General features: G+C 59.4%; 13 protein-coding genes. 9 read left to right on the forward strand and 4 right to left on the reverse strand.

The genetic code is table 11. From position 1 onward, the window contains the following. Positions 1-3: 3 nt before the first annotated feature. Positions 4-1,293 carry a threonine synthase gene (gene thrC, locus ITX55_RS07200; RefSeq protein ID WP_223084979.1) on the forward strand — a complete coding sequence of 430 codons (1,290 nt, stop codon included), beginning with the start codon at positions 4-6 and terminating at the stop codon, positions 1,291-1,293. A gap of 47 nt (positions 1,294-1,340) precedes the next feature. Here thrC and yaaA read toward each other — a convergent pair whose 3' ends face one another. Further along, a complete protein-coding gene (gene yaaA / locus ITX55_RS07205) occupies positions 1,341-2,117 on the reverse strand; it encodes a peroxide stress protein YaaA (protein ID WP_033641813.1) in 777 nt (258 codons plus the stop codon). 105 nt (positions 2,118-2,222) lie between these two features. Continuing rightward, positions 2,223-3,659, reverse strand: coding sequence for a sodium:alanine symporter family protein (locus ITX55_RS07210; protein ID WP_004932985.1), 1,437 nt, complete (start codon positions 3,657-3,659; stop codon positions 2,223-2,225). 384 nt (positions 3,660-4,043) lie between these two features. Here ITX55_RS07210 and tal point away from each other — a divergent pair, with 384 nt between their 5' ends. The 3 genes from tal to ITX55_RS07225 all read left to right on the forward strand — a co-directional run bounded on the left by tal (position 4,044) and on the right by ITX55_RS07225 (position 7,168). Next, positions 4,044-4,997: a transaldolase gene (gene tal, locus ITX55_RS07215; protein WP_004932982.1), complete on the forward strand. Its 954-nt coding sequence runs from the start codon at positions 4,044-4,046 to the stop codon at positions 4,995-4,997. A gap of 151 nt (positions 4,998-5,148) precedes the next feature. Next, entirely contained in the window at positions 5,149-5,736 is a 588-nt protein-coding gene (gene mog, locus ITX55_RS07220) for a molybdopterin adenylyltransferase (RefSeq protein WP_015376607.1), read from the forward strand. Between the two features lie 124 nt (positions 5,737-5,860). Then, the gene (locus ITX55_RS07225; protein WP_033641814.1) at positions 5,861-7,168 is read left to right on the forward strand and encodes an MFS transporter; all 1,308 of its coding nucleotides are present in this window, start codon (positions 5,861-5,863) and stop codon (positions 7,166-7,168) included. Between the two features lie 44 nt (positions 7,169-7,212). Here ITX55_RS07225 and satP read toward each other — a convergent pair whose 3' ends face one another. After that, positions 7,213-7,812: an acetate uptake transporter gene (satP, locus tag ITX55_RS07230; RefSeq protein WP_033644189.1), complete on the reverse strand. Its 600-nt coding sequence runs from the start codon at positions 7,810-7,812 to the stop codon at positions 7,213-7,215. 324 nt (positions 7,813-8,136) lie between these two features. Here satP and dnaK point away from each other — a divergent pair, with 324 nt between their 5' ends. The 4 genes from dnaK (at position 8,137) to nhaR (ending at position 13,775) form a co-directional block, all read left to right on the forward strand. Continuing rightward, the gene (gene dnaK / locus ITX55_RS07235; RefSeq protein WP_033641815.1) at positions 8,137-10,050 is read left to right on the forward strand and encodes a molecular chaperone DnaK; all 1,914 of its coding nucleotides are present in this window, start codon (positions 8,137-8,139) and stop codon (positions 10,048-10,050) included. Positions 10,051-10,156: 106 nt separating this feature from the next. Continuing rightward, positions 10,157-11,281, forward strand: a complete 1,125-nt coding sequence (gene dnaJ / locus ITX55_RS07240; protein WP_004932969.1) for a molecular chaperone DnaJ — start codon at positions 10,157-10,159, stop codon at positions 11,279-11,281. 235 nt (positions 11,282-11,516) lie between these two features. Continuing rightward, on the forward strand, positions 11,517-12,683 hold the full coding sequence (gene nhaA, locus ITX55_RS07245; protein WP_033651695.1) for a Na+/H+ antiporter NhaA: 1,167 nt from the start codon (positions 11,517-11,519) through the stop codon (positions 12,681-12,683). 192 nt (positions 12,684-12,875) lie between these two features. After that, positions 12,876-13,775, forward strand: coding sequence for a transcriptional activator NhaR (gene nhaR / locus ITX55_RS07250; protein WP_004932962.1), 900 nt, complete (start codon positions 12,876-12,878; stop codon positions 13,773-13,775). Between the two features lie 71 nt (positions 13,776-13,846). Here nhaR and rpsT read toward each other — a convergent pair whose 3' ends face one another. Beyond that, positions 13,847-14,110, reverse strand: a complete 264-nt coding sequence (rpsT, locus tag ITX55_RS07255; protein ID WP_004932960.1) for a 30S ribosomal protein S20 — start codon at positions 14,108-14,110, stop codon at positions 13,847-13,849. 390 nt (positions 14,111-14,500) lie between these two features. Between rpsT and ribF the strand changes: the two genes are divergently transcribed. After that, positions 14,501-15,439 (forward strand): bifunctional riboflavin kinase/FAD synthetase, encoded by a 939-nt coding sequence (gene ribF / locus ITX55_RS07260; protein WP_033641817.1) that lies wholly within the window; start codon positions 14,501-14,503, stop codon positions 15,437-15,439. Positions 15,440-15,442: the final 3 nt, after the last annotated feature.

Consider the following 15,442-nt stretch of genomic DNA (forward strand, 5'->3'; position numbering starts at 1 on the left):
CGCATGAAACTGTACAACCTTAAGGATCACAACGAGCAGGTCAGCTTCGCGCAGGCGATCAAACAAGGCCTGGGCAAGCAACAGGGGCTGTTCTTCCCGCTGGAGCTGCCGGAGTTCGAACTGACCGAAATCGACCACCTGCTGGAACAGGATTTTGTCACCCGCAGCAGCCGCATTCTGTCGGCCTTTATCGGCGAAGAGGTGCCGGAAGCGGCGCTGAAGAAACGCGTGCAGGCCGCCTTTGAGTTCCCGGCGGCGGTGGCGAAAGTGACCGATGACGTCTCCTGCCTGGAGCTGTTCCACGGCCCGACGCTGGCGTTCAAAGACTTCGGCGGCCGCTTTATGGCGCAGATGCTGGCGGAAGTGGCCGGCGAGCAGCCGGTGACCATTCTGACCGCCACCTCCGGCGACACCGGCGCCGCCGTGGCGCACGCCTTCTACGGCCTGAAAAACGTGCGGGTGGTGATCCTGTATCCGCAGGGCAAAATCAGCCCGCTGCAGGAAAAGCTGTTCTGCACCCTGGGCGGCAACATTCACACCGTGGCGATCGACGGCGACTTCGATGCTTGTCAGGCGCTGGTGAAGCAGGCGTTCGACGATCAGGAATTGAAAGACGCGCTGCACCTGAACTCGGCCAACTCGATTAACATCAGCCGTTTACTGGCGCAGATTTGCTACTACTTCGAAGCGGTGGCGCAGCTGCCGCAGGAAGCGCGCAATCAACTGGTGATTTCGGTGCCGAGCGGCAACTTCGGCGATCTGACCGCCGGGCTGCTGGCCAAATCGCTGGGCCTGCCGGTGAAGCGCTTCATCGCCGCCACCAACGCCAACGACACCGTGCCGCGCTTCCTGACCAGCGGCCAGTGGCAGCCGCACGCTACGGTCGCGACGCTGTCCAACGCCATGGACGTCAGCCAGCCGAACAACTGGCCGCGCGTGGAAGAGCTGTTCCGTCGCAAGGTCTGGCAGTTGAAAGAGCTGGGTCACGCGGCGGTCAGCGACGAGACCACCAAAGACACGATGCGTGAGCTGGCCGAGCTGGGCTATATCTCCGAACCGCACGCGGCCATTGCCTACCGCGCGCTGCGTGACCAATTGCAGGAAGGGGAGTTCGGCCTGTTCCTCGGCACCGCGCATCCGGCCAAGTTTAAAGAGAGTGTGGAAGCGATACTCGGCCAGGAACTGCCGTTGCCGAAAGCGCTGGCGCTGCGGGCTGAGCTGCCGCTGCTGTCGCACACGCTGCCGGCCAACTTCGGCGAACTGCGCAAGTTCCTGATGGGGCTGCCGGCCTGAAGTTCGGCAGGCTAAAATGCGAAAAGCCGTCTTGCGACGGCTTTTTTTTATGCCTGCTCCGGGCGTTTGAACACCAGTTCATTGCCTTGCGAGGCGGCTTCGTCGAAGGCGTAGCCTTCCAGGTTGAAGTCCGCCAGCTGCTCGCTGCGCGTCAGGCGGTTTTTGATGATAAAGCGGCTCATCAACCCGCGCGCTTTCTTGGCGTAGAAGCTGATGACCTTGAACTTGCCGTTCTTCTCGTCGAGGAACACCGGTTTGATCAGCGAGCCGTGCAGCTTGGCCGGCTTCACCGCTTTGAAATACTCGTCTGACGCCAGGTTGACCACCACGTCGTCGCCCTGTTGCTCCAGCGCTTCGTTGAGCTTTTTGGTGATCTGATCGCCCCAGAAGCTGTACAGATCTTTGCCCTTCGGGTTTTCCAGCTTGATGCCCATCTCCAGCCGGTACGGCATCATCAGATCGAGCGGGCGCAGTACGCCATACAGGCCGGACAGCATGCGCAGATGCTGCTGGGCGAAGTCGAAATCGGCTTCGTTGAAGTCCTGCGCCTGCAGGCCGGTATATACGTCGCCCTTGAACGCCAGCAGCGCCTGACGGGCGTTGTCCGGGGTAAATGTCGGTTGCCATTCGCTAAAGCGCGCGGCGTTCAGCCCGGCCAGCTTGTCGCTGATGCTCATCAGGCTGGCGATTTGCGCCGGCGTCAGCTCGCGGCAAATGTTGATAAGCTGCTTAGACTTGTTCAGCAGTTCGGGCTGCGTGAAGCGTTTTGTCGCCAGCGGGCTGTCGTAATCGAGCGTTTTTGCAGGTGAAATAATAACGAGCATGGCCAGATCCTGTTTATCCAAGTGCGCATACTGTAGCAAAAAGCGCGGGAAAAAGGGGCTATCGGTCCAATAGGCGGGGCGCGCATCGCACGCGCCCCGGAATACTCAGCGCGGCGGCTGCTTGTCGTCCCACACGCCCGGCTCCAGCTGCGATTTCAGCTCCGGGTAACGGTTGGCGTCGAAGGTCGGCAGCTTGCCCAGGCGGCGCTGGCGATGGTAGTCGTCGGCCAGCTTCAGCGCGACCCGCGACAGCAGCAAGATAGCCGTCAGGTTGGTGATCGCCATCAGCGCCATGGAGGTATCCGCCATTTTCCACACCAGCGGCAGCTCCGCCAGCGCGCCGAACATCACCATGCCCAGCGCCACGCAGCGGAAAATCAACAGGCCGCCTGGGTGGTTGTGCTCGAGGAACACCAGGTTGCTCTCGGCATAGGCGTAGTTGGCGATGATCGACGTAAAGGCGAAGAAGAAGATGGCGATGGCGACGAACGGAGTCCCCCAACTGCCGACGGCGGTCGACAGCGCGCGCTGGGTCAGATCGATGCCGCTGATGCTGTCGGTCGGCTGATCGAGAATGCCGGATGAGAGGATGATCGCCGCGGTGGCGCTGCAGATGACGATGGTGTCGATAAATACTCCAAGCATCTGCACGTAGCCCTGTGAAGCGGGATGCGGCGGATAAGGCGAGGCGGACGCCGCCGCGTTGGGCGCCGATCCCATGCCGGCTTCATTGGAGAACAGGCCGCGCTGCACGCCCTGGGTCATCGCCTGGGAGATACCGTAACCGACGGCGCCGGCCGCGGCTTCCTGCAGGCCGAAGGCGCTTTTGAAGATCAGCGTCAGGATCGCCGGCATGTGCTCGATGTTATGGCCAATCACCCAGAGAGCCAGCAGCAGGTAGGCGCCGGCCATCAGCGGCACCACCAGCTCGGCCACTTTGGCGATGGAGCGGATGCCGCCGAAGATCACCACGCCGCTCAGCAGCACCAGGCCAATACCGACGTGCAGCGGCTGTAAATGGAAGGCGACGGCGGAGGCCTGCGCGATGGAGTTGGCCTGTACGGCGTTGAACACCAGGCCGAAAGCGATGATCAGGAAAATGGAGAACAGCACGCCCATCCAGCGCATGCCGAGTCCCTTTTCCATGTAATAGGCTGGGCCGCCGCGGTAGTTGCCGTTGTCGTCTTTGGTTTTGTAGAGCTGAGCCAGCGAGCTCTCCACAAATGACGTGGCCATGCCGATAAACGCCACCACCCACATCCAGAAGATGGCGCCGGGGCCGCCGGCGGTCAGGGCGATGGCGACGCCGGTCAGGTTGCCGGTGCCGACGCGCGCCGCCAGCGTGGTGCACAGCGCCTGGAAAGAGGAGATGCCGGCGCTGTCGCTTTTATTGCTGTTTTTCAACACCGAGAACATGTGGCTGAAGTGGCGGAGCTGGATAAAACGGGTGCGCAGCGTGAAGTAAATGCCGGTGCCGAGCAGCAGATAAATCAGCACCGACCCCCACAAAATGTTGTTTATAAAATTCATCAGGTCCGTCAAGGGATCCCTCCTCCTTATCGAAATGTCATGCGCACCTAGCAGCATCCACCGCAGGTGAGAAATATTGGCCTATTTTTTACAAGAGCTTAGCTGGAATCGGTCCGGCGTCAGGCGATTAAGATTTTTCGCAGATTGGCGGACGAATTGCATCAATTTTTTCGAATTTAACATAATTTATTCGGGCGATAGCACGTTATTGCCTTTCCATCCGCTCGGTAATGGCGAAAGATATCGGCGTAAACGGTTGCTCGCCCAAGGATAAAACAGATGCTTGCGCGCCGCGGTTTTCCAGCCTTGCGCCGGGCTTGGCGCATGTTATTATCAGGGCAGGGCATGGTTGAACAATGCCAAAAGTTCATGCACAAACGATGAGATAATGCCAACATGACCGACAAATTAACTTCCCTGCGCCAGCTGACTACAGTGGTTGCAGATACGGGTGATATCGCGGCAATGAAGCTGTATCAACCGCAGGACGCCACAACCAACCCTTCGCTGATCCTCAATGCAGCCCAAATTCCTGAATACCGCAAACTGATTGACGAAGCCATCGCCTGGGCGCGCGGCCAGAGCAGCGATCGCGAGCAGCAGATCGCCGACGCCGCTGACAAGCTGGCGGTCAACATCGGTCTGGAGATCCTCAAACTGGTTCCGGGCCGCATCTCCACCGAGGTTGACGCGCGTCTGTCTTACGACACCGTCGCCAGCGTGGCCAAGGCCAAGCGCCTGATCAAGCTGTACAACGAAGCCGGCATCAGCAACGATCGCATTCTGATCAAACTGGCCTCGACCTGGCAGGGCATCCGCGCGGCGGAGCAGCTGGAGAAAGAAGGCATCAACTGTAACCTGACGCTGCTGTTCTCCTTCGCTCAGGCTCGCGCCTGCGCCGAAGCCGGCGTTTACCTGATTTCGCCGTTCGTCGGCCGTATCCTCGATTGGTACAAAGCCAACGGCGACAAGAAAGAGTTCGCGCCGCACGAAGATCCGGGCGTGATCTCCGTGACCGAGATTTACCAGTACTACAAACAACACGGTTACAACACCGTGGTGATGGGCGCCAGCTTCCGCAACGTCGGCGAAATCATCGAGCTGGCCGGCTGCGACCGCCTGACCATCGCCCCTGCGCTGCTGAAAGAGCTGGCGGAGAGCGAAGGCGCGCTGGAGCGCAAACTGTCTTACACCGGTGAAGTGAAGGCGCGTCCTGCCGCACTGACCGAACCTGAGTTCTACTGGCAGCACAACCAGGATCCGATGGCGGTCGAGAAACTGACCGACGGCATCCGCAAGTTCGCCGTAGACCAGGGCAAACTGGAAAAAATGATCGCCGACCTGCTGTAATTCCCGCAGATCGCGCAGTAAAAAGGTGGCTCAGGCCACCTTTTTTTATGCCCGACGCTCCCGCCGGCGAGGGAAGCCCTTATACTCTCGGCAATGACAACAGAACGGGAGACGAACCCGTTCGGACCCCATCAGGCTGTAGAGGTTACGCATGGATATTTTACGTATTGGTTTGGTTTCCGTTTCTGACCGCGCTTCCGGCGGCGTTTACCAGGATAAAGGCATTCCGGCGCTGGAGGAGTGGCTGGCCGGCGCGTTGGCGACGCCGTTCAAGCTGGAAACCCGGCTGATCCCCGATGAGCAGACGCAAATTGAGCAAACGCTGTGTGAGCTGGTGGACGAAATGGGCTGCCATCTGGTGCTGACCACCGGCGGCACCGGGCCGGCGCGTCGCGACGTCACCCCTGACGCCACGCTGGCGATCGCCGATCGCGTGATGCCCGGTTTCGGCGAGCAAATGCGTCAGATCAGCCTACACTATGTGCCAACGGCAATTCTTTCTCGCCAGGTGGGGGCGATCCGCAAGCAGGCGCTGATCATCAATCTGCCCGGCCAGCCAAAGTCGATCAAGGAAACGCTGGAAGGGGTGAAGGACGAGCAGGGCAATGCGGTGGTGCACGGCATCTTCGCCAGCGTGCCTTATTGCATTCAGTTGCTCGACGGGCCTTATGTCGAAACGCATGCCGCAGTGGTAGCAGCATTTCGGCCAAAGAGCGCGCGTCGCGAGATAAACCTCTAAATTTCAGTAATCTGCGAGATCGGCTTCAGCCCGTTTGGTGTGAAAATAATTTGCCGCTATAGTAAGGATTCTTTTACAGAAAGCCTGCGGCTTTTATTTTTACAGCCTTTACCGACGGTGCCCTATGCCTCACGACACTAATCGCCGGCTGAACCGGCAAGACTACAAAACGCTGACGTTGGCCGCGTTGGGCGGCGCGTTGGAGTTTTACGACTTCATCATCTTCGTATTCTTCGCCGCCGTGGTCGGCGATCTGTTCTTCCCGGCGGACATGCCGGAATGGCTGCGGCTGGTGCAAACCTTCGGCATTTTCGCCGCCGGCTATCTGGCCCGCCCGCTGGGCGGCATCGTGATGGCGCACTTCGGCGATCTGGTCGGCCGCAAAAAGATGTTTACCCTGAGCATTCTGCTGATGGCGTTGCCGACGCTGGCGATGGGCCTGCTGCCGACCTACGCCAGCATCGGCATCGCCGCGCCGCTGTTGCTGCTGCTGATGCGCGTGCTGCAGGGGGCGGCGATCGGCGGTGAGGTGCCGGGCGCCTGGGTCTTCGTCGCCGAACACGTGCCGCGCCGGCGCATCGGTTTCGCCTGCGGCACGCTGACCGCCGGGCTGACGGTGGGCATTCTGCTGGGATCGGTGGTGGCGACGGTGATCAACACCACGCTTAGCCCGCAGAGCATTGCCGGCGGCGGCTGGCGCATTCCATTCCTGCTTGGCGGCATGTTCGGCCTGGTGGCGATGTACCTGCGCCGCTGGCTGCAGGAAACACCGATCTTCATCGAGATGCAGGCGCGCAAAGCGCTGGCCGAGGAGCTGCCGCTGAAATCGGTGGTGCTCAACCACAAACGGGAAGTGGCGGTGTCGATGCTGCTGACCTGGCTGCTCTCCGCCGGTATCGTGGTGGTGATCCTGATGACCCCGACCTATCTGCAAAAACAGTTCGGCATTGCGCCGGCCCTGACGCTGCAGGCCAACAGCATCGCCACCATCATGCTGATCGCCGGCTGCATCGTCGCCGGTTTGTCGGCCGATCGCTTCGGCGCCAGCAAAACGCTGGTGGTCGGCAGTTTGCTGCTGGCCGGCTGCAGCTGGCTGTTCTATCAGACGGTGGGCGTACGCCCGGAAATGCTGTTCGCCTGCTATGCGCTGGTGGGTTTCAGCGTAGGCGTGGTGGGGGCCGTGCCGTACGTGATGGTGCGGGCTTTCCCGGCGGAAGTGCGGTTTACCGGCATCTCGTTCTCATATAACGTCTCGTACGCTATTTTTGGCGGTTTAACCCCTATTTTTGTGACGCTGATCATGAAATTAACCCCGTTAGCGCCCGCTTACTATGTGCTGGCGCTGTCGCTTATCGGGCTGCTGCTCGGTGTCTACCTGCATCGCGACCTGAACAGCGAAGCCGGCGAGCGGCGAGCCGGTTCCTACAGCTAAAAAAAAGCCCTGCATTGCAGGGCTTTTTCGTCAGGGGCGGGCGATTACGCCGTGACCGGCGATGCCGCGACGCGGGCCGAGGCCGGTTCGCCAATCGGCAGCACGGTGCGGCCGTATTGCTCGTTGAGCACTTCGGCCATCGCCAGGTAGATGGCGCTGGCGCCGCAGATGATGCCCTCATAACCGGCGAAGGTCAGCAACGCGTGGTTGCCGGTGATGTTGCCGACGGCCAGCAGGGCGAACAGCAGCGTCAGGCTGGCGAACACGAACTGCAGCACGCGGTTGGCGCCGAGGGTGCCGAAGAACATGAACAGGGTGAAGACGCCCCACAGCGCCAGATAGATGCCCAGCACGTGCGCCTCGGTGGCTTCCGCCAGGCCCAAACGCGGCAGCAGCAGCAGGCCGACCAGGCTCAGCCAGAAGCTGCCGTAGGCGGTGAATGCGGTCATGCCGAAGGTGTTGCCCTTCTTGTACTCCAGCAGGCCGGCCAGGATCTGGGCCAGGCCACCGAAGAAAATCCCCATGCTGATGATGGCTGAGTTCAGTGGGAAAAAGCCCGCGTTGTGCAGGTTCAGCAAGACGGTGGTCATCCCGAAGCCCATCAGGCCGAGAGGGCCGGGATTCGCCAACTTGTTGGTGTGCATAAGTCCTCTGCGATAACAGAAAATTAACGGAAACAGCGAAGTAAAATCATAAATGGTCTGAATGGCCAAAAAATCGAAGTTTTCCATCAGAGCGCGCGCATCATAATGATCCCCGCAGCCGGAAACAATGATCTGAATGACGATAAAAAAAGAAATTTTTTTGCCTTGCCCCTTGATGCCGAGCTGGATGGCCCCATCTTATTTGCAACCGCAGCTGCTAACCGCGGGTCGCACTGAGATATCGGGCAGTTGAAAAGCAAAAAATCGCCCGCATATAGGTTAGCAACCTGACTGACTTATGAATTTTTTAGTGGAGACGTTTAGATGGGCAAAATTATTGGTATCGACCTGGGTACTACCAACTCTTGCGTAGCAATTATGGATGGTGCCAAGGCACGCGTGCTGGAAAACGCCGAGGGCGACCGCACCACTCCTTCTATTATCGCATATACCCAGGACGGTGAAACTCTGGTTGGCCAGCCGGCTAAGCGTCAGGCAGTGACCAACCCTGAAAACACCCTGTTCGCCATCAAGCGCCTGATCGGCCGCCGCTTCCAGGATGAAGAAGCGCAGCGCGACAAAGCGATCATGCCTTACAAAATCATCGAAGCCGATAACGGCGACGCCTGGCTGGAAGTGAAAGGCCAGAAAATGGCTCCGCCGCAGATCTCTGCGGAAGTGCTGAAGAAAATGAAGAAAACGGCGGAAGATTACCTGGGCGAACCGGTAACTGAAGCGGTTATCACCGTACCGGCTTACTTCAACGACGCCCAGCGTCAGGCGACTAAAGACGCCGGCCGCATCGCGGGTCTGGAAGTCAAGCGCATCATCAACGAACCGACCGCGGCGGCGCTGGCCTACGGACTGGACAAAGAAGTCGGCAACCGCACCATCGCGGTTTATGACCTGGGCGGCGGTACTTTCGATATCTCCATCATCGAAATCGACGACGTTGACGGCGAAAAAACCTTCGAAGTGCTGGCGACCAACGGTGACACCCACCTGGGCGGCGAAGACTTCGACAGCCGTCTGATCAACTACCTGGTGGAAGAGTTCAAGAAAGATCAGGGCATCGATCTGCGCAACGATCCGCTGGCGATGCAGCGTCTGAAAGAAGCCGCCGAGAAAGCGAAGATTGAACTGTCTTCCGCTCAGCAGACCGACGTTAACCTGCCGTACATCACGGCAGATGCGACCGGTCCAAAACACATGAACATCAAAGTGACTCGCGCCAAACTCGAGTCGCTGGTTGAAGATTTGGTGGCGCGCTCCATCGAGCCGCTGAAAGTGGCGCTGAAAGACGCAGGCCTGTCGGTTTCCGACATCCAGGACGTGATCCTGGTGGGCGGCCAGACCCGTATGCCAATGGTGCAGAAGAAAGTCGCAGACTTCTTCGGTAAAGAGCCGCGTAAAGACGTGAACCCGGACGAAGCGGTTGCCGTGGGCGCTGCGGTACAGGGCGGCGTGTTGGCCGGTGATGTGAAAGACGTTCTGCTGCTGGACGTTACCCCGCTGTCGCTGGGTATCGAAACCATGGGCAGCGTGATGACGCCGCTGATCACCAAAAACACCACGATCCCGACCAAGCACAGCCAGGTGTTCTCTACTGCGGAAGACAACCAGTCTGCGGTCACCATCCACGTGCTGCAGGGTGAGCGTAAGCGCGCCAGCGATAACAAATCTCTGGGCCAGTTCAACCTGGACGGCATCCAGGCGGCACCGCGCGGCATGGCGCAGATCGAAGTCACCTTCGACATCGATGCCGACGGCATTCTGCACGTGTCTGCCAAAGACAAGAACACCGGTCGTGAGCAGAAGATCACCATCAAGGCGTCTTCTGGCCTGAACGAGGACGAAATCCAGAAAATGGTGCGCGACGCCGAGCTGAACGCTGAAGCTGACCGCAAGTTCGAAGAGCTGGTACAGACTCGCAACCAGGCGGATCACCTGATCCACGGCACGCGCAAACAGCTGGAAGAAGCGGGCGACAAACTGCCGGCGGAAGACAAAACGGCGATCGAAGCGGCGCTGAAAGATCTGGAAGCGGCGGTGAAAGGCGAAGACAAAGCCGAGATCGAAGCGAAGACCCAGGCGTTGGTGCAGGTTTCCGGCAAGCTGCTGGAAATGGCTCAGGCGCAGCAGGCTCAGCAGGGTGCTGACGCCGGCGCGGACAACGCGGCGCAGAAAGAAGACGACGTGGTTGACGCCGAGTTCGAAGAAGTTAAAGACAAAAAATAATCGCCCTTAAGCGGGCACGGGGCGGCCGAGATGCCGCTCCCGGAAACCAGCACGGGCGTCGAGGCAACTCTGCGCCCGTGCACGCATGTTAAGGGTAAGCGAAAGAATGGCGAAGAAAGACTATTACGAGATTCTCGGCGTCAGCAAGACGGCGGATGAACGTGAGATCAAAAAGGCGTACAAACGCCTGGCGATGAAATACCATCCTGACCGCAACCAGGAGCAAGACGCCGAAACCAAGTTTAAAGAAGTTAAAGAAGCTTACGAAGTCCTGACCGACGACCAGAAACGCGCGGCTTACGATCAGTACGGGCACGCGGCCTTTGAACAGGGCGGCATGGGCGGCGGCGGCTTTGGCGGCGGCGCCGACTTCAGCGATATCTTTGGCGACGTGTTTGGCGACATCTTCGGCGGAGGCCGCCGTCAGCGCGCCAGCCGCGGTTCCGATCTGCGCTATAACATGGAGCTGACCCTCGAGGAAGCGGTACGTGGCGTCACCAAAGAGATCCGCATCCCGACGCTGGAAGAGTGCGACGTCTGCCACGGCAGCGGCGCCAAGCCGGGCAGTTCGCCGGTCACCTGCCCAACCTGTCATGGTCAGGGCCAGGTGCAGATGCGTCAGGGCTTCTTCACCGTGCAGCAGGCGTGTCCGCATTGCCATGGCCGCGGTCAGATCATCAAAGATCCGTGCAACAAATGCCATGGCCACGGCCGGGTAGAAAAATCCAAAACGCTGTCGGTGAAAATTCCGGCCGGCGTGGATACCGGCGATCGCATCCGCCTGGCGGGTGAAGGCGAAGCCGGCGAGCACGGCGCACCGGCGGGCGATCTGTACGTTCAGGTGCAGGTGAAGGCGCACCCGATCTTCGAGCGTGAAGGCAACAACCTGTACTGCGAAGTGCCGATCAACTTTGCCATGGCGGCGCTGGGCGGCGAGATTGAAGTGCCGACGCTGGATGGCCGGGTGAAACTGAAGGTGCCTTCGGAGACCCAAACCGGCAAGCTGTTCCGCATGCGCGGCAAGGGCGTGAAATCGGTGCGCGGCGGCAGCCAGGGCGACCTGCTGTGCCGCGTGGTGGTGGAAACCCCGGTCAATCTGAACGACAAGCAGAAGCAGCTGTTGCGTGAGCTGGAAGAGAGCCTGGGCGGCCCGTCCGGCGACAAGAACAGCCCGCGTTCGAAGAGCTTCTTCGACGGGGTGAAAAAGTTCTTTGACGATCTGACTCGCTAACCTTCTGTTTCTGTTAGCTTATGCGCGAACCCCGGGCTTCTGTCCCGGGGTTTTTATTTGCGCGCCAAACCGCTAATCCCTTATATAAATGTGACTTATTCGTGCTTTTAATCGGTTTTTTCGAGCTGTTTAGCATTTATAAACTTATTTTTTCGAACTAAAACGCCCTCTATACTCACTTCATGACTGTGCTTCGCAGGGCGCTACGCCTTGCTCAGATTTGGAGAGACGTATTGTGACCAACATCATTCGTCAATTTTTACGTCAGGAAGCCGCGGGCGGCATCATCCTGATCGCGGCGGCGATCGTCGCCCTGATCATGGCCAACAGCCCGGCGCAGGGGATCTACCAGGCATTCCTTAACCTGCCGGTGATGGTGAAGGTAGCTTCGCTGGAGATCGCCAAGCCGCTGCTGCTGTGGATCAACGACGGGCTGATGGCCATCTTCTTCCTGGTGGTGGGGCTCGAGGTCAAGCGCGAGCTGATGCAAGGCTCGCTGTCCGGGCGTGACAAGGCGGTGTTTCCGGCGATCGCCGCACTGGGCGGCATGCTGGCGCCGGCGCTGATTTACCTGTTGTTCAACGGCGCGGATGAAGTTACCCGCCAGGGTTGGGCGATCCCGGCCGCGACCGATATCGCCTTCGCGCTGGGCGTCATGGCCTTGCTGGGCAACCGCGTGCCGACCAGCCTGAAAGTGTTCCTGTTGGCGCTGGCGATCATCGACGACCTGGGCGTGATCATCATCATCGCGCTGTTCTACACCCACGAAGTGTCGATGATAGCGCTGGGCGTGGCGGCCGCGGCGACGGTGCTGCTGGCGGTGATGAACTGGCGCGGCGTGGGCAAAACCTCGTTGTATATGATGGTCGGCCTGGTGTTGTGGGTGGCGATCCTCAAGTCCGGGGTGCACGCGACGCTGGCCGGGGTGATCGTCGGCTTTATGATCCCGCTGAACGTCAAGAAGGGGCCATCGCCGTCGGAAACGCTGGAGCATGAGCTGCACCCGTGGGTCGCGTTTATGATCCTGCCGCTGTTCGCTTTCGCCAACGCCGGGGTCTCTCTGCAGGGCGTATCGCTGGAAGGATTGACGTCGCTGCTGCCGGTTGGGATTGCGGCCGGTCTGTTTATCGGCAAGCCGCTGGGGATTTTCCTCTTCAGCCTGCTGGCGGTGAAAATGGGCATCGCCCGCTTGCCTGAAGGGATCGGCTTCAAACAGGTGTTTGCCGTTTCGGTGCTCTGTGGTATTGGTTTCACCATGTCGATTTTCATCGCCTCGCTGGCGTTCGGCGAGGCCGATGCGGCGCTCAGCACCTATTCCCGTCTGGGGATCCTGTTGGGCTCCACCGCCGCGGCGGTGGCGGGGTACGGATTACTGCGTCTGGCGTTGCCGCGCGTGCGTTAATCCTGCCGGTGCCCGGCAGGGGCGCACAATAAAATGGCTGGTCGGAGCTGTGCGGTATAAAATATGTGCAGCTTCGGCCGTTCTTCGTTGGGACTAATGGGGCTATACGTTGTCTGAAGCAGGGAAAGGAAGTTTGTCGCTCGTCACGGCACACCGTTTGCCGCTGCGAAACGTTGTTAAGGAGAGCCGCTCGTGAGGATGTCGCATATCAACTTTAATCACCTTTACTATTTCTGGCAGGTCTGCAAGGCCGGTTCCGTGGTCGGCGCCGCTGAAGCGTTGTTTCTGACGCCGCAGACCATCACCGGCCAGATCAAGGCGCTGGAAGAGCGGTTGGACGGCAAGCTGTTCAAACGCCAGGGGCGCGGGTTGGTGCCTTCGGAGCTGGGGCAGCTGGTGTTCCGCTATGCCGACAAGATGTTCATGCTCAGCCAGGAAATGCTGGATATCGTCAACTACCGCAAAGAGTCGAACCTGCTGTTCGACGTCGGCGTGGCGGATGCGTTGTCGAAGCGGCTGGTCAGCCAGGTATTGGAAACGGCGGTGGTGGTGGACAACGAGCAGATCCACCTGCGTTGTTTTGAATCGACGCACGAGATGCTGCTGGAGCAGCTCAGCCAGCACAAGCTGGATATGATCCTGTCGGATTGCCCGGTGGACTCCAGCCAGCAGGAAGGGCTGTTCTCGCTGAAGCTGGGCGAGTGCGGCATCAGTTTCTTCTGCCGCCAGCCGGCGCCGGAGTTGCCGTTCCCGGCCTGTCTGGAGCAGCGCAAGTTGCTGATCCCCGGCCGCCGCTCGATGCTGGGGCGCAAGCTGCTTAACTGGTTCAATACGCAGGGCATTCAGGTGGAGATCTTGGGCGAGTTCGACGATGCGGCGCTGATGAAGGCCTTCGGCATGTACCACAACGCGATTTTCGTGGCGCCGACGCTGTATGCGCAGGATACCTACAACGATGACAACGTGGTGGAGATTGGGCGCATCGACAGCGTGCAGGAGGAGTATTACATCATCTTTGCCGAGCGCATGATCCAGCATCCGGCGGTGCAGCGGGTGTGCAACAAAGACTTCTCGGCGCTGTTTTCCTGCTAGCGGTTCACTGAACGCAGGGCGTAAAAAAACCGGCCTGAGCCGGTTTTTTTATCAAGCAGATAACGAAATGCTTATTGCATTGCGTTGATGCGTGCAGTCAGGTTTGACTTATGACGCGCTGCTTTGTTTTTGTGGATCAGGCCTTTAGCTGCCTGACGGTCCACCAGTGGCTGCATTACCAGGAATGCATTTTGTGCTGCTTCTTTGTCGCCAGCTGCGATAGCTGCGTCTACCTTCTTGATGAAGGTACGCACCATTGAGCGACGGCTTGCGTTATGCTTGCGGCGTTTCTCAGACTGTACGGCGCGTTTCTTAGCTGATTTGATATTAGCCAAGGTCCAACTCCCAAATATATTCTATTGAGGACAATTCAAAGGCCGAGGAATATGCCCTTTTAGCCTTCGTTTGTCAATGGATTTGTGCAAATAAGCGCCGTTTGTACAGGCGGCACTCGCTACGTTGTGATGGCGCAGGATTTTACCAGCTTCGCTCTTGGGAATACAGTGTTTCGCGAGAAAATTCGCCAATGATTTGCCGCAGCGGGCGCAAGCCGTTGGCTGCGGTCGAGAATCGGCCCGGCGGCGCGGGATAAACTGCGGTGAAGCCGTTTCACGCGCAGATTATCTCCGGTATGGTATGTCTATTACATAAAGGCACCAATCGCGGGTTAACCTTACCGGCTGTACAAGGTATAATCCGCCGATTTCCACTGTTTTGAGCCAGCTATGGAGCTAATTCGCGGCATTCACAATATCCGGGCGCGCCACCATGGTTGCGTGCTCACCATCGGCAACTTTGACGGCGTGCACCGCGGTCATCAGGCGCTGCTGGAGCAGTTGAAGCAACAAGGGCAACGCCTCGGGCTGCCGGTGATGGTCATGATCTTTGAGCCGCAGCCGCTGGAGATGTTCGCCGCAGACAAGGCGCCGGCCCGTTTGACGCGCCTGCGCGATAAGGCCAACTATCTGGCGCAGGCGGGCGTTGATTACCTGCTGTGCGTCAAGTTCGATCCGCGTTTTGCCGCCAACACCGCGCAGGCGTTCGTCGCCGAGCTGCTGGTGGAGAAGCTCGGCGTCAAATTCCTGATGGTGGGGGATGATTTTCGCTTTGGCGCCGGGCGTCAGGGCGATTTTCCGCTATTGCAGCAGGCCGGAAAAGAGTACGGCTTCGACGTGGTCAGCACCCCGACCTTCCGCGAAGGCGACCGGCGCATCAGCAGTACGGCGATCCGCACTGCGCTGAGCGAGGACGATCTGCCGCTGGCGGAGACCCTGTTGGGCCACCCGTACAGCATCTCCGGGCGCGTGGTGCACGGCGATGAGCTGGGCCGCACCATCGGCTTCCCGACCGCCAACCTGCCGCTCAAGCGCCTGGTGGCGCCGGTGAAAGGGGTGTATGCGGTGGAGGTGTACGGCCTGGGGCCGCAGCCGCTGCCGGGCGTGGCCAACATCGGCACGCGCCCGACCGTCGCCGGCGTGCGCCAGCAGCTGGAAGTGCATCTGCTGGATGTCACAATGGATCTTTACGGGCGCCATATTGAGGTGGTGCTCCGCGCAAAATTGCGCAATGAACAACGGTTTGCTTCGCTCGATGCCCTGAAGCAGCAAATCGCCAATGATGTGGTGACGGCCCGGAAGTTCTTCGGGTTAAAAACACTGGTTTAATCG

The organism is Serratia sp. EWG9 (assembly GCF_019913725.1).
GTDB classification, from domain to species: domain Bacteria; phylum Pseudomonadota; class Gammaproteobacteria; order Enterobacterales; family Enterobacteriaceae; genus Serratia; species Serratia ureilytica.

Excerpts from the sequence above, each read along its gene's own strand:
- thrC (WP_223084979.1), top strand. The coding sequence starts at position 4 with ATGAAACTGTACAACCTTAAGGATCACAACGAGCAGGTCAGCTTCGCG.
- yaaA (WP_033641813.1), bottom strand. The coding sequence starts at position 2,117 with ATGCTCGTTATTATTTCACCTGCAAAAACGCTCGATTACGACAGCCCG.
- tal (WP_004932982.1), top strand. The coding sequence starts at position 4,044 with ATGACCGACAAATTAACTTCCCTGCGCCAGCTGACTACAGTGGTTGCA.
- mog (WP_015376607.1), top strand. The coding sequence starts at position 5,149 with ATGGATATTTTACGTATTGGTTTGGTTTCCGTTTCTGACCGCGCTTCC.
- ITX55_RS07225 (WP_033641814.1), top strand. The coding sequence starts at position 5,861 with ATGCCTCACGACACTAATCGCCGGCTGAACCGGCAAGACTACAAAACG.
- satP (WP_033644189.1), bottom strand. The coding sequence starts at position 7,812 with ATGCACACCAACAAGTTGGCGAATCCCGGCCCTCTCGGCCTGATGGGC.
- dnaK (WP_033641815.1), top strand. The coding sequence starts at position 8,137 with ATGGGCAAAATTATTGGTATCGACCTGGGTACTACCAACTCTTGCGTA.
- dnaJ (WP_004932969.1), top strand. The coding sequence starts at position 10,157 with ATGGCGAAGAAAGACTATTACGAGATTCTCGGCGTCAGCAAGACGGCG.
- ribF (WP_033641817.1), top strand. The coding sequence starts at position 14,501 with ATGGAGCTAATTCGCGGCATTCACAATATCCGGGCGCGCCACCATGGT.